17 protein-coding genes are annotated in these 19,355 nt (G+C 61.6%); 6 read left to right on the top strand and 11 right to left on the bottom strand.

What is annotated here, in order from left to right; genetic code table 11:
• Nucleotides 1–36: 36 nt before the first annotated feature.
• The 8 genes from AABA34_RS02875 to glnE all read right to left on the bottom strand — a co-directional run bounded on the left by AABA34_RS02875 (nt 37) and on the right by glnE (nt 10,681).
• Complete coding sequence (locus tag AABA34_RS02875) at nt 37–1,770, bottom strand: flotillin family protein (protein ID WP_338303807.1); 1,734 nt, start codon at nt 1,768–1,770, stop codon at nt 37–39.
• Nucleotides 1,771–1,808: 38 nt separating this feature from the next.
• Nucleotides 1,809–2,450, bottom strand: coding sequence for an OB-fold-containig protein (locus tag AABA34_RS02870; protein ID WP_338303806.1), 642 nt, complete (start codon nt 2,448–2,450; stop codon nt 1,809–1,811).
• 194 nt (nt 2,451–2,644) lie between these two features.
• On the bottom strand, nt 2,645–3,937 hold the full coding sequence (locus AABA34_RS02865) for a cytochrome P450 (RefSeq protein WP_338303805.1): 1,293 nt from the start codon (nt 3,935–3,937) through the stop codon (nt 2,645–2,647).
• Nucleotides 3,934–5,472: an acyl-CoA synthetase gene (locus AABA34_RS02860; protein WP_338303804.1), complete on the bottom strand. Its 1,539-nt coding sequence runs from the start codon at nt 5,470–5,472 to the stop codon at nt 3,934–3,936. The genes AABA34_RS02865 and AABA34_RS02860 overlap by 4 nt, the downstream gene beginning before the upstream one ends.
• 230 nt (nt 5,473–5,702) lie before the next feature.
• Nucleotides 5,703–6,449, bottom strand: a complete 747-nt coding sequence (locus tag AABA34_RS02855; RefSeq protein WP_338303803.1) for a M23 family metallopeptidase — start codon at nt 6,447–6,449, stop codon at nt 5,703–5,705.
• A 155-nt stretch (nt 6,450–6,604) separates the two neighbouring features.
• Nucleotides 6,605–7,396: a ferritin-like domain-containing protein gene (locus AABA34_RS02850; RefSeq protein WP_338303802.1), complete on the bottom strand. Its 792-nt coding sequence runs from the start codon at nt 7,394–7,396 to the stop codon at nt 6,605–6,607.
• Nucleotides 7,397–7,404: 8 nt separating this feature from the next.
• The gene (locus tag AABA34_RS02845) at nt 7,405–7,878 is read right to left on the bottom strand and encodes a peroxiredoxin (RefSeq protein ID WP_338303801.1); all 474 of its coding nucleotides are present in this window, start codon (nt 7,876–7,878) and stop codon (nt 7,405–7,407) included.
• Complete coding sequence (glnE, locus tag AABA34_RS02840) at nt 7,871–10,681, bottom strand: bifunctional [glutamate--ammonia ligase]-adenylyl-L-tyrosine phosphorylase/[glutamate--ammonia-ligase] adenylyltransferase (protein WP_416830654.1); 2,811 nt, start codon at nt 10,679–10,681, stop codon at nt 7,871–7,873. The genes AABA34_RS02845 and glnE overlap by 8 nt, the downstream gene beginning before the upstream one ends.
• Before the next feature lie 27 nt (nt 10,682–10,708).
• On the opposite strand from glnE, the gene AABA34_RS02835 reads away from it, so the two are divergent.
• Genes AABA34_RS02835 through AABA34_RS02825 form a run of 3 tightly spaced genes read left to right on the top strand, consistent with a single transcriptional unit; the run spans nt 10,709 to nt 13,605 of the window.
• Nucleotides 10,709–12,409: a M28 family metallopeptidase gene (locus AABA34_RS02835; RefSeq protein ID WP_338303800.1), complete on the top strand. Its 1,701-nt coding sequence runs from the start codon at nt 10,709–10,711 to the stop codon at nt 12,407–12,409.
• A 49-nt stretch (nt 12,410–12,458) separates the two neighbouring features.
• Entirely contained in the window at nt 12,459–13,436 is a 978-nt protein-coding gene (locus AABA34_RS02830) for an agmatine deiminase family protein (RefSeq protein ID WP_338303799.1), read from the top strand.
• Between the two features lie 34 nt (nt 13,437–13,470).
• Nucleotides 13,471–13,605 carry a hypothetical protein gene (locus tag AABA34_RS02825; RefSeq protein ID WP_338303798.1) on the top strand — a complete coding sequence of 45 codons (135 nt, stop codon included), beginning with the start codon at nt 13,471–13,473 and terminating at the stop codon, nt 13,603–13,605.
• On the opposite strand, the gene AABA34_RS02820 is transcribed toward AABA34_RS02825, so the two are convergent.
• On the bottom strand, nt 13,602–14,345 hold the full coding sequence (locus AABA34_RS02820) for a sulfite exporter TauE/SafE family protein (RefSeq protein ID WP_338303797.1): 744 nt from the start codon (nt 14,343–14,345) through the stop codon (nt 13,602–13,604). The genes AABA34_RS02825 and AABA34_RS02820 overlap by 4 nt on opposite strands.
• Nucleotides 14,346–14,349: 4 nt before the next feature.
• Complete coding sequence (gene thrS / locus AABA34_RS02815; RefSeq protein WP_338303796.1) at nt 14,350–16,335, bottom strand: threonine--tRNA ligase; 1,986 nt, start codon at nt 16,333–16,335, stop codon at nt 14,350–14,352.
• A 356-nt stretch (nt 16,336–16,691) separates the two neighbouring features.
• Between thrS and AABA34_RS02810 the strand changes: the two genes are divergently transcribed.
• From AABA34_RS02810 to AABA34_RS02800, 3 genes are read left to right on the top strand one after another with little or no spacing between them, the layout of a single operon-like run.
• On the top strand, nt 16,692–16,868 hold the full coding sequence (locus tag AABA34_RS02810) for a hypothetical protein (RefSeq protein WP_252259542.1): 177 nt from the start codon (nt 16,692–16,694) through the stop codon (nt 16,866–16,868).
• Nucleotides 16,865–17,464 carry a hypothetical protein gene (locus AABA34_RS02805; protein WP_338303795.1) on the top strand — a complete coding sequence of 200 codons (600 nt, stop codon included), beginning with the start codon at nt 16,865–16,867 and terminating at the stop codon, nt 17,462–17,464. Before AABA34_RS02810 ends, AABA34_RS02805 begins: the two co-directional genes overlap by 4 nt.
• Nucleotides 17,461–17,652, top strand: coding sequence for a helix-turn-helix transcriptional regulator (locus AABA34_RS02800; protein ID WP_034956317.1), 192 nt, complete (start codon nt 17,461–17,463; stop codon nt 17,650–17,652). The genes AABA34_RS02805 and AABA34_RS02800 overlap by 4 nt, the downstream gene beginning before the upstream one ends.
• Here the strand turns inward: AABA34_RS02800 and AABA34_RS02795 are convergent, their stop codons facing one another.
• On the bottom strand, nt 17,653–19,317 hold the full coding sequence (locus AABA34_RS02795; protein ID WP_338303794.1) for an alkaline phosphatase D family protein: 1,665 nt from the start codon (nt 19,315–19,317) through the stop codon (nt 17,653–17,655).
• Between the last annotated feature and the right edge of the window lie 38 nt (nt 19,318–19,355).

Here is a 19,355-nt window from a genome sequence, read left to right as displayed (position 1 = left end):
GCAGCGCCCCTTCTGGTTGCCAAATGCGGGGTCGGCTTAACCCTCGGCGCTCTGACTGTCGTCCTTGGTCGGGGCAGTCTTGCGCTGGTCCGCGACGAGCGCTTCCGCATCCGCCGGCGCCTTGCCGGTACCGAGGTCAACCCCGCCTACTCCGCTGGCCGCCCCGTTCACCAGACCCGAAAGATTGGAGCCATCAAGGCCCAGTTCCTTCATCAGCCCGTCAAGCACAGGAGCCTGCGCGCGATAGGCAAGCGCGGCGGACACGGCATCGGTCGCAAGGTTGCCGGTACCGCCGCCCGCAGCGCCCTTGCCGCCCGATCCGCCCCCATTGGTGAGGCCGTCGACCTGAACGATCTTGATCGAGTCGATCGCTTCCATCGGCTTCGCGCTTTCGCGAATGACTTCGGGCAGGACCTTGAGCAAAGCCAGCTTGGTCTGAAGGCTGATCTGATCCATCGAGAGGATGTTCGCAGCTTCGTTGACGGCGCGTTGGCCGGCAGCCTCCACCTCGAAGCGGACGCGGGCCGCTTCGGCGCGCAGCTTTTCGGCTTCGGCTTCACCCTCGGCTTCGCGGCGGATCGCTTCGGCGCGATTCAATGCGGCATCACGCTCAGCCTCGGCATCGACCTTGATCTTGATCGCGTCGCGCTCGGCCTGCTTCGCAGCCTCGATGAGCTCAATCTTCTTCTGACGCTCGGCAATCTCGCTCTCACGGGAAGTCGTGACACGTTCTTCCGCCTCGACTGCCTTGGCCCGGGCATCGTCAGCTTCGGCTTTCGCCTGGCTTTCCTCGCGGCTCTTGTTCTGCACCGCGATCTGCTGTTCCTGCCGGGCGATTTCCAGCGCACGCTGCTGATCGATCCGCGCCTCCTCGACGAGACGATCAGCCTCGATCTGCTGGGCGTCGACCTGCTTCTTGGCTTCGATCCGTGCGGCGTCCGCTTCGCGCTGACGCTCCGCCTGCTCACGGGCGATTTCGGACATTTGCGCAGCGCGACGGATTTCGACTTCGCGTTCCTGCTGAAGGCGTGCGTATTCCTTGTCGCGACCGATCTCGAAGCTGCGCTGATCGGCTTCCAGATTCTTCGTCTCGATCTGGACGCGGGTGTCCTGTTCGATGTCGTTGCGCAGCTTCTTGCGGGCTTCGATCTGCTCGGTCAGCTTGGTGAGACCTTCGGCGTCAAACGCGTTGTTAGCGTTGAAGTGCTCGATGCTGGTCTGGTCAAGCCCGGTGAGCGAGACCGATTCCAGTTCAAGCCCGTTCATCGCGAGGTCGTTGGACGAAACCTGCTGCACCTTCTGGACGAAATCGGCGCGCTGTTCGTGCAGTTCGTTCATGCTCATGCCGGCTGCGACGGAACGCAGCGCGTCGACGAACTTGCCTTCGACCAGATCCTTGAGAGCATCAGGCTGCATAGTGCGCATGCCCAAGGTCTGTGCCGCCATCGCAATGGCCCCCGCATCCGGGCGCACGCGCACGTAGAATTCCGCCTTCACGTCGATCCGCAACCGGTCGAGCGTGATCAGTGCCTCGGTATCCTTGCGAACCACGCTCAGCACGAGCGTGTTCATGTTGACCGGCATGGTCTCGTGGAACACCGGCAGCACCAGCGCGCCGCCGTTCATCACCACCTTTTCACCACCGACACCGGTGCGAACGAAGGCGATTTCCTTCGATGCACGACGATAAAGGGTCGTGAGCATGATGAAGATGATAAGCAGCAGCGCGATACCGCCGCCGCCGATGGTGATGATCGTCCAAAGGTCCATATACTCTCCTGTCTAACTCTCTCGCCCTCTCAGCCTGCTCAGGGCCTCAGCATCGGGCTTTCGTATCGTACGCCGAAGAACACCTGCCCTTCGCGGCGCACCAGCATCACGGTTTCGCCTTCGGCCAGCTCTGCGGTGGGATCGTGCGGTTCGACCATGACAAAATGAGGATGGCCGAATGCGTCTTTCACCTTGGCGCGCGCGGGCGATGCAGTGCGGGCTGTGCCGGTCTGGATCACGGCATCGCGCCGCACTAGGCTTTCCAGATTGACCGCCGTGGATTCATCCTTGGGCAGCAAGGCGCCGAACGGGCGCACAAACAGTCCGTTAAGCGGCAGCGCGGCAACGCCCGCCAGCAAGGCCGCAAAGCCGGCGCCGAGCGGCGCTCCCGTCACACCGCCAATGATCCATTGCCCCACCACGCCGGTCACCGAAAAAACGAAGAGCAGGCAGGAAAGCCAGATCAGAAACGGTACCTTGCCGAGCCCCAGCAGCGTGAACAGTCCGTCCATGAAGCCACTGGCTTCAAGCCCGTCGGCAACATCGGCATCCATTTCGATCTCGATATCGTCGGCACCTTCGAACAGGTCGCCCGCACCGATTACCTGCAGAAACGCGATGACGAAGAGCGCAGCCAGAGCAATGGCGAACGGAATGTTGTGCGGCTCGAGCAGGATCATCGGATTTCACCTGCAAAGGAGCGCGCCGCAAAGCTAGCAGCGATGTTGTTGCTGATTTTTCCCATAGGGAAACAACTAGCGCAATCAGGCGAAAAAGACCAGATAATTCGTATTTGAGTCGCAATAAAACACAATGCGAAACTTTTGTTCGCAATCGTTCTTGTTTTATTACGGCGCGACCCCATATCCAGTGCTTACCCCGCCCTGATCTTCAGTGGAAGCGTCTTCAAACCGCCAACAAATGTGCTGGTTGCCCGTTTTGCTTCGCCAGCCGGTTCGACTGTTTCGACCCGGTCAAGCAATGTTTCGAACAGAATGCGCATTTCGAGCCGGGCCAGATGCAGGCCCAGGCATTGATGCGCCCCGGCACCAAACGCCAGATGCCGGTTTGGCGAACGCGAAGCATCAAACTTGCGCGGATTGGCGAATTGAGCCGGGTCATGATTGGCAGCGACGTAATTGATCATCATCCAGTCGCCCGCCTTGACCTGTTGCCCGCCAATTTCGACATCGCATGCCGCCGTGCGCATGAAGTGCTGCACCGGGCTGGTCCAGCGAATCGCTTCCTCAACAATCCCGGGTAGCAGCGAACGATCTGCCTTCACTCGTGCCCACTGCTCGGGATCGTTCGCAAGCGCCTGCATTGCCCCTGCCGTGCTTGCCGACGTGGTGTCGTGGCCCGCCGTAGCGACGATGATGTAATACCCGGCCATATCGCGCGGCGGCAGCGGCTCACCATCCACCAGCGCATTGGCGATAACGCTGGCGACATCATCGGTCGGGTGACGCCGCCTGTCCTCGGCTATCCCGGCAAAGTAATCCTCGAAGGTCTTCACCGCTCCTGCAACGATCTGCACCACCTGTTCCGGGGTCATGTTGTCCATGCCCGTCCCCGAAAGGTCCTTGTCCTGCCCGCCGAACAATTGCTGGGTTAGCATTTGCATGCGCGGCTCGTCCTCAGGCGGCACCCCGAGGATCTGCATCACCACGCGCAGCGGATAGGGCCCGGCCACCTCCTTGACGAAATCCAGCTCCGGTCCGGCCGCGATCATTCGATCAACGGTCCTATGCGCAAGGTCCCGTATCTCCGCTTCGATCCGCGCGAGATTGCGCGGCATGAACCAGTCCTGCGTCAGCTTGCGGTACTTGGGGTGAATTGGTGCATCGAACACCACCAATGAATCCACCAGCATATTGGAACCGGTCGCCGCTCGGGAGAACTCGATAGCCTGGTTGAAGCTGAAGACCACCGGGCGGGGGTTGTTGAGGAATGTCGCATTATCCTTCGAAATGCGCATCACATCGTCATAGGCGGTGACGAGCCAGAAGGGTTCGAACAACCCCTCGATCTCCGGCACCACCTTGGCAACGGGGGTGGTGCCCCGGATATGGTCAAAGGTGTCCAGCAGCCCTCCCCATTCAGCGTAGGAATGAGGATCGATCACCGCCTTGGCGAGACCGGTCGGCAGAATGGCTGGACCGCTCACGACGCGGCTTTCGCCGCATATTCATCGCGCAACTCGCGCTTGTAGAGCTTGCCATTGGCCTCTCGCGGAAGGTCGGGGCGGAAATCGAACAGCTTGGGCATCTTGATCCGCGACAGGCTTGGAGCAAGGAATTCACGCAGCTCCGCTTCAAGCGCGTCGCCCGCGTCTGCCATGTCGCGCGGCTGCACCACCGCGACGACCTTTTCCCCCAGATCGGGGCACGGCGCGCCAATTACGGCGGCATCCATGATCTTCTCGTGCGTCACCAGCAGGTTCTCGATCTCCTGCGGATAGATGTTCACGCCGCCAGAGATGATCATGTGGCTCTTGCGATCGGTGAGGTAGAGGAAACCGTCCGCATCGACATGGCCGATATCGCCCAAGGTCATCCAGCCTTTCGGATGCATCGCTTCGCGGGTCTTCTCCGGATCGTTGTGGTAGGTCGGCAGAAGATCGTTCTCGAAATAGATCAGGCCGTCCTGACCGGCGGGCAATTCCTCGCCATCGGGGCCGCAGATATGCAGCTTGCCATAGATCGGCACACCGACAGTGCCGGGGTGGGTGAGCCATTGCTCGCTCTTCACCAGCGTCATGCCGATGCTTTCGCTGCCAGCATAATATTCATTTACGATCGGACCCCACCATTCGATCATTTCGCGCTTGATCGGTACAGGGCAGGGCGCTGCGGCGTGAAGCGCGCGCTGGTGGCTGGACAAATCATAGCGCTGGCGAACCTCTGGTTCGAGCTTCAGGAAGCGCACGAAATGCGTTGGCACCCATTGGCTGTCGGTCACCCGGTATTTCTCGATAGCGGCAAGGGCAGCCTCGGGATCGAATTTTTCCATCACGACAATCGTCGCGCCCAGACGGTGTGCGACAGAGCACCAGCCAATGGGCGCAGCATGATACAGCGGCGCGGGGGAAAGATAGACCATGGATCCGTCGGCAGGCATCCCTGCCCCCATGGTCGCCAGACCCATCAAGGGCACGGGCGCAAAGGGATCGGGATCCGCGGGCGGCGCCGGGCGAATGCCTTTCGGGCGCCCAGTCGTACCGGACGAATACAGCATCACCATACCCGCACTGTGATCGGCGATCGGCTCAGCGGGCTGGGCTGAGAGTTCCTGATGAAAGCTCTCGCCAGCATCTCCATCAACGACGAGAATGGGCAATTCGGGGCATTCGGCGCGAATTCCGTCGAGAACGCCGCGATAGGCATCCGACGTGATCAGAAACTTCGCTTCGCTGTCTTTCAGGATATAGGCGATTTCGGGTGCGGTCAACCGGGTCGAAATCGGCACCAGCATCGTCCCTGCACGCTGGGAACCCCAGATCAGCGCGAAATACTCAATTCGATTTTCGAGCAGTACCGCAAAGGCATCGCCGACGCCCAATCCCCGCGCGCGCACCAGATGGGAAAAGCGGTTCGATGCGTCGTCCATCTCCTTGAACGTCATCTGCGCACCGCTGCCGGACATGATGACGGCGGGGTGATCAGGACGACTCACGGCATACGCAACCGGATGCAAATTCATTTCAGATTTTCTCCCATGCAGCGCGGTGCGGATTCAATGCACACGCGCCTCTCTCTTGCGCAAAACTAGCGGGAGCGGCGGAGCACTCAAGCGAAAACGGAGCCTGCGAATGCTGCCTCACGCAACCGGATCAGTTACGAAAAAAGGCGGCGGGAAAACCCGCCGCCTATACTCGGACACCCTCTCCAATGTCCGACCCGCTTCCAGGCGGGCTATCCTTTTCCGGCAGCTCAGGGGCCGCCCGCTGCTCCTGCGCGGCGACGACCGGGCAGCAAATCTACGCTGCTGGTCGCCATGCGCATCTGCGCTTCGGTCTCTACCATATAGGGAATTGGATTGACTGCAACCCCATCAACACGAACTTCGTAATGAAGGTGGGGCCCGGTCGACCGGCCAGTGGAACCGACATAACCGATCAAGTCACCTTTCTGGACACGTTCACCCGCAGCGACCGCAAGGCGCGACAGGTGAGCATAGCGCGTTTCCAGTTCGGCCCCGTGATCGATACTGATGTAGAGGCCATAGCTTGAAAACCAGTCGGCACGGCTGACAAGACCATCTGCCGTTGCATAAACCGGAGTGCCCGTCGGAGCGGCGAGGTCAACCCCGTTGTGCTGGCGGCGTGAACGCAGGACCGGATGGTCACGCATTCCATATCCGCTGGTCAGGCGCGCAGTGCTCAGCGGCATGAGCGAGGGAACGGATACCGTAGGACGCTCAAAGGCAGGTGAAGGCGCGCCCGGCGCTCGCGGGCCGGCATTGTCGAGCGAAGTCCAGCTGGCGAAGAGTTCACGGAAACGGTCATCACTGGAAGTCAGAGTGTCGCCGGAGGCGTCACGAACGGGCTCGGCCACATCGGCAGAAGCAACCGCATTGGCAGATGAACTTGCAGAAACCGGGCTGGTGGCCATCAGCGAAATGGCGGCGCCAAATGCTGCGGCAATCCTGAAAACTGGACGCTTGAAAAGCGAATTCATACAGACCCGGTCCTGACTGGCTATTGCCATTCCTCGTTCGATCAAGAGCGCCAATTCTTGTTTTATGCAGGCAAACGGAGCTGCCCGGACGTCTCGATCTTGTTGGCGGACGCCTGACCGTCCTTCGTGGTGGAGGCAGTTATCGACGCGATTCGTTAAAGCGCAACATCTGTATAAAAGTCCCGCGACAAACCGGCTGCAAGACGCGCTGAGTCGTTGAACGGTGGCTTAACCGGCCCTCGGAAGTGCTCCCGAACCAAGGATTTCCACGTAGCTTGCGGTGACTCGTCGCGTCCCTCGGCAACCTTCAGAAAGTGCTTGGTGCCGAATCCGACGTGGCGAATTTCGTCGTCAAGGATGCGCGCAAGAATCTTCGCGCCGTGTTCATCACCCGCCGCCTTGACCCGTTCCAATGTCGCAGGTGTGACATCAAGTCCGCGCGCCTCCAGCACCATCGGAACCACAGCGAGGCGCGCAGCAACGTCATACCGGGTTTCATGCGCCGCCTGCCACAATCCGCCATGAGCCGGCAAAGCACCGTAGTGGCTGCCGAGAGTTCCGAGCTTTCGGTCAAGCAGCGCGAAATGCATCGCCTCATCGCCCGCAACGGACAGGAAATCGGAGACAAACTCATCCCCCATCTCGGCTCCGAAACGCCCTGCCATATCAAGCGCGAGGTCAATCGCGACAAATTCGATGTGCGCCAGGCTGTGCCAGAGCGCGATGCGCGCTCGCTCGGAACCGAACTTGCCGCGCTTGGGCATTTGGCCCGGAGGCAGCAATTCCGGACGCCCGGGACGCGCAGGCTCATCGGGCATCTTGGCTTCGAATTCGGGCGTGAGCTGACCCCTGCGCCAACGGCGGGCAACATCGCGCGCGGCAAAACACTTGGCGGTCGGGTCGCCCGTCAGCAACGCGTCGCGAATGGCACTGGAAACGCTTTGCATCGGCGCGATCAGAGCGCCTTTGCCGCGACCAGCACCTCTTCGGCATGGCCCTTGACCTTCACCTTGCTCCAGACTTGAACGATTTTTCCATCGGTATCAATAAGATAGGTGCTTCGGACCATTCCCATATAGGTTTTGCCGTACATCTGCTTTTCGGCCCACACGCCGAGCGCATCGGCCAGTCCCGCTTCTTCCGGGTCGCTGGCGAGTGGCGCCTTCAGATCATGCTTGGCAATGAACTTCTGGTGCTTCTTGGCAGGGTCCTTGCTCACACCCAGCAGCCTTGTGCCAGCAGCGGTGAATTCATCGACGAGTGCGGAGAAATCCTTGTTCTCGGTGGTGCAGCCCGGAGTGTCGTCTTTCGGGTAGAAGAAAATGACGAGCTTTTCGCCCTTGAAGTCCGACGGCTTCACCGTTCCGCCGTCAGGGGTCTCCATCGCGATATCAGGGATGGCATCGCCAACCGAGGGGAAGTCACTCATTGTCTGTCTCCAATGTCTGATCGAATGTCTGCGCCCATGCATGGGCAACGGATGAACGGGCAACGGCAAGATCGTTTAGCAGTTCCGCATAGCTGGCCCTTCCGCATGCCCGCACCAGCGCTTGTCCGGCGGCGGAAGGCGGCTCAAGCCCATCGGGGGCAAGCAGCCGGCCGGCAACCAGAATGTCTGTCATCAGGAGATATGCGGGCAGCAGCGCTTCGGGGACAAGGCCTTGGCGCTGCAGCGCCCTGATATCCTCAGGCAGATCCTGGCTGAGCAAGGACGGTTCAACCGGGGCCAGTCGCGAGGCGTGTTGCAACTGGAGGCAATGGACGAGAAACTCGACATCAACCAGACCGCCGCGCAGCAGCTTCACGTCAAGCGGGCCGCGGGACGGCTTATGCTCTGCCATCTCGCCGCGCATCGTCAGGATTGCTGTGCGAACCTCTTCCAAGTCGCGTGGTTTCGCGAGGACATCGGAGAAAACCTGCGCCAGCCGCGCACGCGCAGCGTCTGGGCCGACCAGAACCCGTGCCCGGGCCAAAGCCATGTGCTCCCAGGTCCACGCGCTCTCCTTCTGGTACTTCTCGAACGCTTCGATCGAAACCGCCAGCGGGCCTTGATTGCCTTGAGGGCGCAGTCGCGTGTCCACTTCATACAATGCGCCCTGCGCGGTCGGCACCGAAAGCGCCGCCGTCACGCGACTGGCGAGCCGGTTGAAATAGAGGGTCCCGCCAAGAGGCCGATTGCCATCGGATTCACGCGAATAATCCCCTGAGAAGAGGTAGATCATGTCGAGATCGGAAGCATGGGTCAGCGCACCACCACCGAGGCGGCCCAGCCCGAGGATAACCAGCTCGTTATCCGCGATGCGCCCGTGAACCCGCGCAAATTCCTGCTCGGCTGCCTGCGCTGCCGTCAGGATCGCCGCTTCGGCCAAGCGCGAAAGTCCGCAAGCAATGTCGGGTGGATTGTGGCGTGCCTCGATCAGCTGCACCCCAAGCGCAAACCGGTATTCGCTCGTTACCTGACGGATGCCGTCGAGCGTGGCTTCGTAATCGTCGCGGGGGGCGCGCTGGCGCATCAAGGCCGCCAACTCAGATACCGAACCCGGAAGCTCCATCGAGGAATCGTCGATCAGGACATCAAGCAATCCGGGATGCCGACCAAGGTCATCGGCCAGTGTCGGCGACAGGGTGAGGGTGGATACTAGCCTGCTCAGTAGCGCCGGGCGGGCCTTGAGGAGATGGAACAGGTTGATTGCGGAGCTAGCCTGCTCCAGCAGTCGCTCCCATCGCGCCAATGCATGTTCGGGATCATCAGCCTCGACGAAAGCCTTGGCCAGAACCGGGATCAGCGCATCGAAGGCTGCCAACGCCTGTGGTGAACGCAAGGCCTGATAACGCCCGTCACGCCAGCCCTCGATCCTTTCCGCAAGCTGTTCGTGCCCTGAAATCCGTTCAGGCAATGAGAGGTCGCCGATCCGTTCGATCACCGGGGTTGGTGAGGCAACTTGGGGTGCCAGCGGCTTCGGATCGCCGATCAGCCGATCATAGCTGCCGGCTACGCGCGCGGTGATCTCAACCAATTCTTTCACCAGAGCCTCACCGCTACCGAGCCCTTCCAACCAGGCGACATTATCCAGCGCCTCCCCATCGGGCAGGGAGTGGGTCTGCCGGTCGCCCACCATTTGCAGCCGGTGCTCGATGGTGCGGAGCCTGTCATAGGCGACGCCCAGCATCTCTGCCTCGCCGGCTTCAATCCGGCCCGCCGCCGCCAGTGCGTCAAGCGCCGCACGGGTGCCCTTGACCCGTAGCGAACGATCACGCCCGCCATGAATCAACTGATGTGTCTGGACGAAAAATTCGACTTCGCGAATTCCGCCCCTGCCACGCTTCACATCGAAGCCGGGGCCGGGTTTGAGTGATCCTTCGTTGCTTTGCCGGATACGCAAGGTGAGCGCGCGGATTTCCTCGATCGCGCCGAAATCGAGCATTGATCGCCACACGAATGGTGAGATCTCTGACAGGAATGCTTCACCAGCAGCAACGTCAGCCCCCGCCGCACGGGCGCGAATGAAGGCGGCGCGTTCCCACGCGAGAGCTTGCCCCTGGTAATGCGTACGCGCCGCCCCGACCGGCACGACCAGCGGGCTGATCTCGCTCGCAGGCCGCAATCGGAGATCGACGCGCACGACATATCCCTCGGGGGTGTTATCAGAAAGCAGCTTGATGACCCGCCTCGCGTAGCGCTGCGCCGCTTCGCCGGGGTCTTCGTTTGCGCGGCATGGCAGGTGCTCGCGATCATACAGCAGGATGGGATCGATATCGGACGAATAGTTGAGCTCGCCCGCACCCTGCTTGCCGAGAGCCAGCGCGATCATGCCGTGCGGATGCCGTTCTCCGGTTCGTTCGCTGATGGCTGTCCGGATCGCTTTGTCTAGCGCGTAATCGGCAAAATCGGTGAGTTCCCTTACCACCCGAGCAAGATCGAAAGCTCCGGCAAGATCGGCGATGGCTACGGTGGTCGCCAATCCAAGGCGTTGCCGACGCAAGGCGACTGCGGGATCATCCGCGCTCTCACCTTGCTCCCTTGTCCATGCCAGTGCTTCCTCGCACCTGCCATCACACAAGAGCGCATCGAGTTCAGGTTGCCGCTCCAGAGCCCGGGCAAGAAACGGCGCATGGCTGCGCGCACGCGCCAGCGCTGCGATCCAGTCGGGTTCGGCAGGTTTCGCCATCTCGCCATAGTCCTTGGCCAAGCCGCTTGCGAGCCGCAAGCCCATCTGCGAAAGGGTCGCCACGAATTTTTGCGATGAGAGGACATTTCGATGATCAAACGGGCATTGATGCTGGCCAGCCTTGCTGCCGGGGCGCTGACCCTGTCGGGTTGCGAGGATCTGATGACGGGTTCGGCGCCCGAGCTCGACATTCCCGAGATCGCCGCCGGTGAAATCTCTCAGGAAACCATGGTCGACATTACCCGTCAGCTGTCCTCCGACGAATTCGGAGGGCGGATGCCCGGCACAAAGGGCGAGGAACTGACGGTTGCCCTGTTGACGGAGCGCTTTGCCGCTGCCGGCCTGCAGCCCGGCAATGGTGAGAGCTGGGTTCAGGAAGTGCCGCTGGTCGAAATCACTGGCAGCAACTTCGCTCCGCTTACGATCACCAATGGCGAAACCGATCTGGTCTATGATTACGGCAGCGAATGGACCGGCGTGACCTATCGCGAAGACGCGCAGACCCAGCTTGCCAACAGCGAAATGGTGTTCGTCGGATACGGCATAAACGCACCAGAGCGCGGCTGGAACGACTACGAAGGGGTCGATGTCAAAGGTAAGACGGTGGTCATCCTCGTCAATGATCCTGACTGGGAATCGGAAGGTCTCGAAGGGCCGTTCAACGGCAAGGCCATGACGTTTTATGGCCGCTGGACCTACAAGTATGAAGAAGCCGCAAGGCAAGGTGCCGCGTCTGCGTTGATCGTTCATGACACGGCTCCGGCCAGCTATGGCTGGAACGTCGTCGAAAGCTCTTGGGGCGGACCGCAGGCCTATGCTGCGCGCGGCGACAATCCGCCACCGATGACGCTGGTGAACGGCTGGGTGCAAAAGGATGTGGCCGGCGAAATACTGGCTGCCGCAGGGCAGGATCTCGACGCTCTTACAAAGGCAGCGAAGACCAAGGGCTTCAAGGCGGTCGAGCTTGGCATGACGGCGTCGACGAGCTTCCAGAACTCCATGCGCAGCTTCAAGTCGCAGAACGTGATCGGAGTGCTGCCGGGCAGTGAGGCGCCGGATGAATACGTGCTCTACACCGCACACTGGGATCATCTGGGCACCTGCAATCCCCCGGCGGAGGACGGTGACAACATCTGCAACGGTGCGGTGGACAACGCCACCGGGACGGCCGCACTGGTCGCCCTTGCCGAGGCGCATTCTAAGGCAGGTGCGCCCAAGCGCAGCCTCGTCTTCCTTGCGGTGACGGCAGAGGAATCCGGTCTGCTTGGCGCGCATTATTACGCCACCAATCCGGTATTCCCGCTCGATCAGACGGTGGGCGGGGTCAACATGGACGCCTTCCTGATTGCCGGCCCGTCCAAGGACGTGACCGTGGTCGGACCCGGAAAATCGCAGCTGGATCAATTTCTTGAAGCCGCACTGGTGGCCGACGGACGGGTGGCGACACCCAACCCCAATCCCGAAGCGGGCTATTACTACCGTTCCGATCACTTCGCCTTCGCCAAGCAGGGTGTGCCCATGCTTTACGTCGATGGCGGGGAAGACCTGATTGAAGGGGGTCGCGAAGCTGGCAAGGCGATTTCCGAGGAGTATCGCGCTAACCGCTATCACGGACCAAAGGACGAGTTTGACGAGAACTGGGACTGGTCGGGCGTGATGGCTGATCTCCAGTTGATGTACCGCCTCGGCCGGATGATGGCGATGAGTTCGAGCTGGCCCAATTGGGTCGAAGGCGACGAATTCCGCGCCATCCGCGACGAAAGCTGCGCTGCATCCGCCTCGGGCTGTTGAACGGGGCTGAAGGCAGCACAAGAGCCGCATAAGGGGGCTGAGACCGGAGATGGCGTATTTGATGCCCCCTGAATGGGCGGCGCAGGATTGGCTGTGGATCGGCTTCCCGCACCTCGCCGATGAATGGCCCGGATGGCTGGAGCCGGCACAGGTTCAGATCGCGGCTTTCGCAAGTGCGGTCGCCGAAAGTGGTCAGGAAGTCCGGCTACTGGTCCGCAACGAACCCAATGCCGCGCGGGCCCGGCAATTGGTGAGCGGGAAAGTGCGGCTTGAACAGCGCGTCTATGGCGATGTCTGGCTGCGCGACACCGGGCCTCTGATCGTCAATGCTGGCGAAGCCCAATCGGCGTGGCGCTTCGGCTTCAATGGCTGGGGCGGAAAGTACCTGATGCCGGGTGACCAGACCATTGGCGCCGAACTCGCACAGGATGCCGGTTTGCGGCTCCAGACCTCGACCATGGTGCTCGAAGGCGGTGCGCTTGATGGGGACGGCACCGGACTTGTGGCTACCACGGAGCAGTGCCTGCTCAACCCCAATCGCAATCCCGGCATGTCACGCACGGAGATCGAGGCCGAATTGTCGCGCACCCTGGGTTTTGACCGGGTGTTGTGGCTGGGTGACGGATTGATCAACGATCACACCGATGGCCATGTCGACAATCTTGCGCGCTTCGTCGGCCCGAACCGGCTGATCGTACCCGAAGCCACCGGCAAGGATGATCCCAACGCCGCGATCTATGCCGAGGCCACGGCGCGGGCGGAGGCATTCGGCGTCGAAGCGGTGCGCATACCCTCGCCCGGTTTGATTACCCGAGAGGGCGTGATCGAGCCCGCCAGCTACGTCAATTTTGCAATCACCACGCATCTGGTGGTCGTGCCGACTTTCGGATCGCCGCATGACGAGGCCGGGGTTGCGGCGATTGCCGCGCTGTTCCCTGACCGCGAGACGGTCGGACTTCGGGCCGAAGCCGTATTAGCGGGCGGGGGCGGCTTTCACTGCGCCAGTCAGCAGATGCCGAAGGCTTAACGATCCCTTAGGACTTTTTCGCGATCCTCAGCGTATGAGCCGAGCAATTGCCCTTTCCCGCGCAGCCTATGACGAGGCCCGTCGCCGTCAACGCGACGCGTTGAGCAGCGCGATCGTGCTGGGATGCGCCGCCGCGCTCATCTTCGCTGGCAAGGTTCTGCCCTTTTAAAGCAGTTTCAGCAGGGCAGCGATGGCTGCCGCGCCCAGCACCATTCCGACCAATGTGCGCCATACCGGATCGCTCACGGCGCCGCTTGCGCGTTCGCCCAAGCGGTTTCCGGCAATGACTGCCGGAAACAGCAGCAGCGACAGCAGCAGCAGCTCAAGCGCCATCACTCCGGTCAGAACGCCCGATATCAGACCTGCTCCGCCCGCGATCGTGAAGATCAGCATCATCGAAGTCTTGGTCGTTTCACGCGGCAAAACCCGCCCGACATAATAGGGCACGACCGGAGGGCCCGGCATCCCAGCGTATCCGGTCATCAAACCGCTGATCAGACCAACTCCGCCGGTAGTGATTGCCCCCGGTTGCACGGCCGAACGGCGCGGCAGAAGGATTGCCAAGAACGCGCTCAAGGCAATCAGCGCGATGATCAGCCGGGCGAGATCGGCGCCAGTCGCAGCAAGCGCGAGAAGGCCGACCGGCGTCGCGAGCAGACACACCGTGCCAATCGTCCAGGCCGAGCGCTCTGCGCCGCGCACAAGCCGGGGAAGCTCAATCGCGCCGATCAGCAGTGACAGACCATTGCCGACCAGCACAGCCTCCACCGGGCTGAGCGCCAGCGCAAGGATCGGCACCAGCAGAATCGCCATGCCGAACCCGGTGAGCCCGCGCACAAAGGCCGATGCCAGCGTCGCGACAAGCGCGATCGCGATCTGGACCGCGCTCAAGCCGTCAAGAAATTCCAAGCTGTCAGGCCTTCAGATCGGGCGGGGTCGCCGCATCGCGCAGCATGGTGATCGCTTCATCAAGGCTCATCACCTTCTGGTGCTGCTCGCCCAAGGTGCGCACTGCGACACTGCCTTCCTCGGCTTCTCGCTTGCCGACGACGAGCAGGTGCGGGACTTTCGCAAGGCTGTGTTCGCGCACCTTGTAATTGATCTTTTCATTGCGGGTGTCGGTTTCAACGCGGATGCCCGCCGCCTTCAGTCTCGCGGCAACGTCCGCGGCGTATCCGTCAGCGTCAGACACGATGGTGGCCACCACCGCCTGCACCGGTGCGAGCCACGCCGGAAGGCGTCCGGCAAAGTGCTCGATCAAAATGCCGATGAACCGTTCATACGAACCGAAGATCGCGCGGTGCAGCATGACGGGGCGATGCTTCTCGCCGTCTTCGCCAATGAAATTCGCATCGAGCCTTTCGGGCAGCACACGGTCCGACTGGATTGTGCCGACCTGCCAGGTGCGCCCGATCGCGTCGGTCAGGTGCCATTCGAGCTTGGGTGCGTAGAACGCGCCCTCACCGGGCAGTTCTTCCCATTCGAGCCCGTTGGCGGAAAGCGCGTCGCGCAGTTCCTGTTCGGCCTTGTCCCAGTCGGCATCGCTGCCAAAACGTTGCTCGGGACGCAGCGCCAGCTTGATGTCATAGGTGAAACCGAAGTCCTTGTAGACGCTGTCAGCCAGCGAGATGAAGGCCTGCACTTCCGACACCACCTGTGCCTCGGTGCAGAAGATATGCGCATCGTCCTGCGTGAACTGGCGCACGCGCATCAGCCCATGAAGCGCGCCATGCGGCTCGTTGCGGTGGCAGCAGCCCATCTCTCCCAGCCGGATCGGCAGATCGCGGTAGGACGTGATGCCCTGCTTGAAGACGAGCACATGCGCGGGGCAGTTCATCGGCTTCAATGCCATCCAGTCGGCGTCCTTGGAAACCAGCTCCGCGCCTTCATCGGTGTTGGGCACCTCGTCAGGGATGACAAACATGTTTTCGCGGTACTTGCCCCAATGGCCCGATTGTTCCCACTGGCGTGCGTCCATCACCTGCGGGGTCTTGATCTCGCGATAGCCCGCGCCGTCCATCTTGCGGCGCATGTAGGCCTCCAGCTCGCGCCAGATGCGATAGCCCTTGGGGTGCCAGAAAACGCTCCCGTGCGCCTCTTCCTGCAAGTGGAACAGATCCATCTCGCGCCCCAGCTTGCGATGGTCACGCTTTGCCGCCTCTTCCAGCCGGGTGAGGTGAGCGTTCAGCTGCTTCTTGTTGAGCCAGCCGGTGCCGTAGATGCGGGTCAGCTGCGCGTTCTTCTGGTCGCCGCGCCAGTATGCCCCGGCGGTGCGCATCAGCTTGAAGGCATCGGGATCAAGCTTGCCGGTCGAGGCAAGGTGCGGGCCACGGCACATATCGAGCCAGTCGTCACCCGACCAGTAAACCGTCAGCTCCTCGTTCTCGGGAAGCTCCTTGGCCCATTCGGCCTTGAAGGCTTCGCCCTCGGCCTCCCATTTCTCGATCAGCTGCTGGCGGCTCCACACTTCTCGGCGCAGCGGCTTGTCGGCGCGGATGATCTCGCGCATCTTTTCCTCGATCGCGGGCAAGTCATCCATGCCGAATGGTTCGCGGCTCGATGGGGCCATGACGTCGTAATAGAACCCGTCATCGGTCGCCGGACCGAAAGTGATCTGCGTGCCGGGCCAAAGCGCCTGCACGGCTTCGGCCAGAACGTGCGCATAATCGTGTCGCGCCAGTTCCAGCGCGTCTTCCTCGTCACGCGAAGTGATCAGCGCAAGTTCGGCATCGCCTTCGAACGGGCGGTTGAGATCGCGCACTTCGCCATTGACCCGCGCGGCGAGCGCGGCCTTGGCAAGGCCGGGGCCGATTGCAGCGGCAACGTCTGCCGGGGTCGAACCCGGCTCCATTTCGCGCACCGATCCGTCGGGCAGGCTGATCTTGAGCAGTTCCGTCATCGTATCCGTTCCGTTTCGTATGGCGCGCGCCCTGCCACAAAGGGGCGCATACCGGAAGAGCGGTGTTGAAGTGTCGAACGATTTCGGGAGGACACCGCGCCACCCGAAACCGGATGGCGATAGCGCTGGACCTAACCCAACAACAACCGCCCCCGGAAAGCCGAGGTTGTCGTGGTGGTAGTCGAGGTGAGCATCGATGCCATGGGAGGGTTAGATAGCGACGCCGGGTTGCGATGTCATTACCCATCTCGAAACCGCCCAAAAGGGAAAGCGTTGGCTCCAAATTGGAAAGTTTGTTTGACATTTGTGCGAATCAATGACAAGTATCCTTTCCATAGTTGAAAGGGAGCTTTACGATGAGCAATATTGGAAAAGCCTTGCTGTGGGCAGCGGGCATCATTGCGGCAGCGGTGTTCATGCAGGCACAGGGAATGAGCGACGGCGCGAGCTTCGGCGTGATCGCCGGCCTCTCCGGCGCGGCCTGGGCTTCGCTCAATGCCGAAACAGGGTGCGGGCGGAGTTGCCTGCAATGAGCGCGACGGGCATTTCTTCGAGCAAGGCCTGTCTGGTCGCGGCCGGCTCCTCGGTGCTCAGCGCGCTGGCGTTGCTGTTCCTATGGAAGTCGGACGCGATTAACATCACCACCGCCTATGTCCTCGCAGTGCTGCCCGTCAGCCTGATGGTGTTTGCATTGGTCAAGACGCTGCGCAGTTCGAAGGACAAGACGCGCGCATCGCATCGTTATCTGGCGCGCATGGCAATCACCATGGCGTTCTACCTGATCACGCTGTTCCTGGCCGAACACTTCATCGAAGAGCGCGGAGTAACCGGTTGGCTTGCGGTAGTGCTGGCCATGCTTCCGGGCTTGTCTTTCGCGGGGGTGATCTGGGTTTTCGGCGCGCTGATCATCGAGGAAAACGACGAGTTCTTTCGCATGCTCTATGTCCGACAGGGCCTGATCGCGACCGCGATCTCGTTCACGCTTGCGGCGATCTGGGGCTTTCTCGAAACCTACAAGATCGTCGATCCGGTTGCCGCATTCTGGTGGCCGACCATATGGTGTCTGGGCCTCGGTGTCGGCGCAATTTTCAATAAGGTGAAGTACGGCACCTATGGAGAGATCCGGTGAAGAACCGTCTCAAGGTGCTGCGCGCAGAGCGCGACTGGAGCCAGCAGGATCTCGCCGACCGGCTGGGCGTCAGCCGCCAGAGTGTCAACGCGATCGAGAAGGGTCGCTATGACCCCTCGCTTCCACTTGCCTTTGCGATTGCCGATGTGTTCGGCCTCGCGATCGAGGAAATCTTCAGCCGCGACTGATCACAGGGTCAGCGCGTTCGATCCGGCTTCGCTGCTGATCCGCTTGGTCGCGGCGAGCCGGGTCGAACGTTGGCGCACCCCTTCGAGGAAGCGGTATTCGGTGGTTGCCCGTTGGGGGGTCAATTCGACCGTCATATACCCGCGCTGCGCAGTGTCGGCCCATTTGAGTTCCTCGTTCGATCCGACCACAGCCGCGGCAAGCGTATCGGACGGGATCATCGACAGATAGCTTTCGAAGCCCGGCGAACTGACCGAGCACACGCCAAATTCCACGCCGACGTTCTGCCCATCCTGCGCAAGGTCGAACGCCCAGCCATTGTGCGTGTCGCCTGCCAGCACCAGCAGGTTCGCTTCGGCTTCAAGCGCGGCCTTGAACACCCTTTCGCGCGCAGCGGGATAGCCGTCCCACGCGTCCATGTTCAGCGGCAGACCGGCCTCTGCCGCCATGCTCGATGCGACAAGGCGGCGACGCGCAAAATCGGGCAGACCGTCTCCCAGCAGATCGAGCATGCCCTTGGGCGAGGCCAGCTTGCCCATCAGCACCTGCTGCACCAGCACCTGCCATGTCGTCCCACCAGACTTTGACTGCGCGAGGCCATCTGCCAGCCATTGCTCCTGCGCAGCGCCCAGCAATTGCCGATCAGGGCTGGACCATTCGCCGTCGCGGAACGTGGAAAGCGCGGAAACCATCGCTTCGGGATTGGCTTGCCCTTCGATGATTTTCGCAAGGCTGAATTGCTGGTCGCGCCCTTCAAGCCGGGTGTCGAGCCGGAACAATGTCGCCAGATCACCGATCTCGAAAGAGGAATAGGGTGCGTCCGACACCGGCAGCCATTCACGATAGGCGCGGATCGCGGCGGCCTTGCGCACTGCCCATTCGCCTTCGGTTTCGCTCTGGTGGTTTTCCGCGCCATCCTTCCAGCTGTCGTTGGCGCTTTCATGATCGTCCCATACGGCGATCATCGGCACGACCTGATGCAGCCGCTGGAGATCGGGGTCAGCGCGATAGGTGGCGTAACGCAGGCGGTAGTCGGTCAGCGCAACAATTTCACTTTCGGGAGCGAGAACACGCTCCGGATGCGCCTGACCGGCAGAGGGGTAGGTGCCCGCCCCGTATTCGTAGATGTAATCACCCAGATGCACGGCGAGGTCGATGTCGTTTGCCTCGGCGGCATGGCCATAGGCGTTGAACCAGCCAAAACCGTAATTGGAACAGGAAAACACGCCGAGCCTGAACTTGTGCGTGGGTCCTTCGGGCAGTGTCCGCGTCCGGCCCACTGGAGAGGCCGTGCCATCGGGAGCGATGAAACGGTAGAAATACCAGCGGTTGGGCATGAGCCCGTCCGCCCAGGATTTGGCGCACCAGTCATGCTCTGCCGCGGCGCGTGCGCTGCCCTCGGCCACGGGATTCGAGAAGTCTTCGCCTTCGCTCACCTGCCACATGAGATCGGTCGTCTGCTCTGCCACATACCGCGTCCACAGCATCACCTTGTCCGATCCGGGTTCTCCGCTGGCGACACAATGGGTGAAGCCCGTACCAAACCCTCGAGCCGCAACCGGAGACGCGGCGACGGCGGCGGAAACACCGGCAAGGCCGAAAACTCCGCGGCGGGTGAGGGCTGTGGGCGAAGGGGCGGGCTGGGCCGCAGGTTCGGTCTTGATCATGGCGGCTGACTAGATCGCATGCGTTGCACACCCGTGAC

This window comes from Erythrobacter sp. Dej080120_24, from assembly GCF_036322605.1.
Taxonomy (GTDB): domain Bacteria; phylum Pseudomonadota; class Alphaproteobacteria; order Sphingomonadales; family Sphingomonadaceae; genus Erythrobacter; species Erythrobacter aurantius.
Note: the sequence above shows the minus strand (reverse complement) of the source record. Positions and strands in the feature narration are given on the sequence as shown.

What these genes read in the sequence shown, in the direction of transcription:
- AABA34_RS02875 (WP_338303807.1), bottom strand. Translation starts at nt 1,770, where the DNA reads ATGGACCTTTGGACGATCATCACCATCGGCGGCGGCGGTATCGCGCTG.
- AABA34_RS02835 (WP_338303800.1), top strand. Translation starts at nt 10,709, where the DNA reads ATGATCAAACGGGCATTGATGCTGGCCAGCCTTGCTGCCGGGGCGCTG.
- AABA34_RS02810 (WP_252259542.1), top strand. Translation starts at nt 16,692, where the DNA reads ATGAGCAATATTGGAAAAGCCTTGCTGTGGGCAGCGGGCATCATTGCG.
- AABA34_RS02795 (WP_338303794.1), bottom strand. Translation starts at nt 19,317, where the DNA reads ATGATCAAGACCGAACCTGCGGCCCAGCCCGCCCCTTCGCCCACAGCC.
- AABA34_RS02830 (WP_338303799.1), top strand. Translation starts at nt 12,459, where the DNA reads ATGGCGTATTTGATGCCCCCTGAATGGGCGGCGCAGGATTGGCTGTGG.
- AABA34_RS02825 (WP_338303798.1), top strand. Translation starts at nt 13,471, where the DNA reads ATGAGCCGAGCAATTGCCCTTTCCCGCGCAGCCTATGACGAGGCCCGT.
- AABA34_RS02870 (WP_338303806.1), bottom strand. Translation starts at nt 2,450, where the DNA reads ATGATCCTGCTCGAGCCGCACAACATTCCGTTCGCCATTGCTCTGGCT.
- AABA34_RS02860 (WP_338303804.1), bottom strand. Translation starts at nt 5,472, where the DNA reads ATGAATTTGCATCCGGTTGCGTATGCCGTGAGTCGTCCTGATCACCCC.
- AABA34_RS02805 (WP_338303795.1), top strand. Translation starts at nt 16,865, where the DNA reads ATGAGCGCGACGGGCATTTCTTCGAGCAAGGCCTGTCTGGTCGCGGCC.
- thrS (WP_338303796.1), bottom strand. Translation starts at nt 16,335, where the DNA reads ATGACGGAACTGCTCAAGATCAGCCTGCCCGACGGATCGGTGCGCGAA.
- AABA34_RS02845 (WP_338303801.1), bottom strand. Translation starts at nt 7,878, where the DNA reads ATGAGTGACTTCCCCTCGGTTGGCGATGCCATCCCTGATATCGCGATG.
- AABA34_RS02855 (WP_338303803.1), bottom strand. Translation starts at nt 6,449, where the DNA reads ATGAATTCGCTTTTCAAGCGTCCAGTTTTCAGGATTGCCGCAGCATTT.
- AABA34_RS02850 (WP_338303802.1), bottom strand. Translation starts at nt 7,396, where the DNA reads ATGCAAAGCGTTTCCAGTGCCATTCGCGACGCGTTGCTGACGGGCGAC.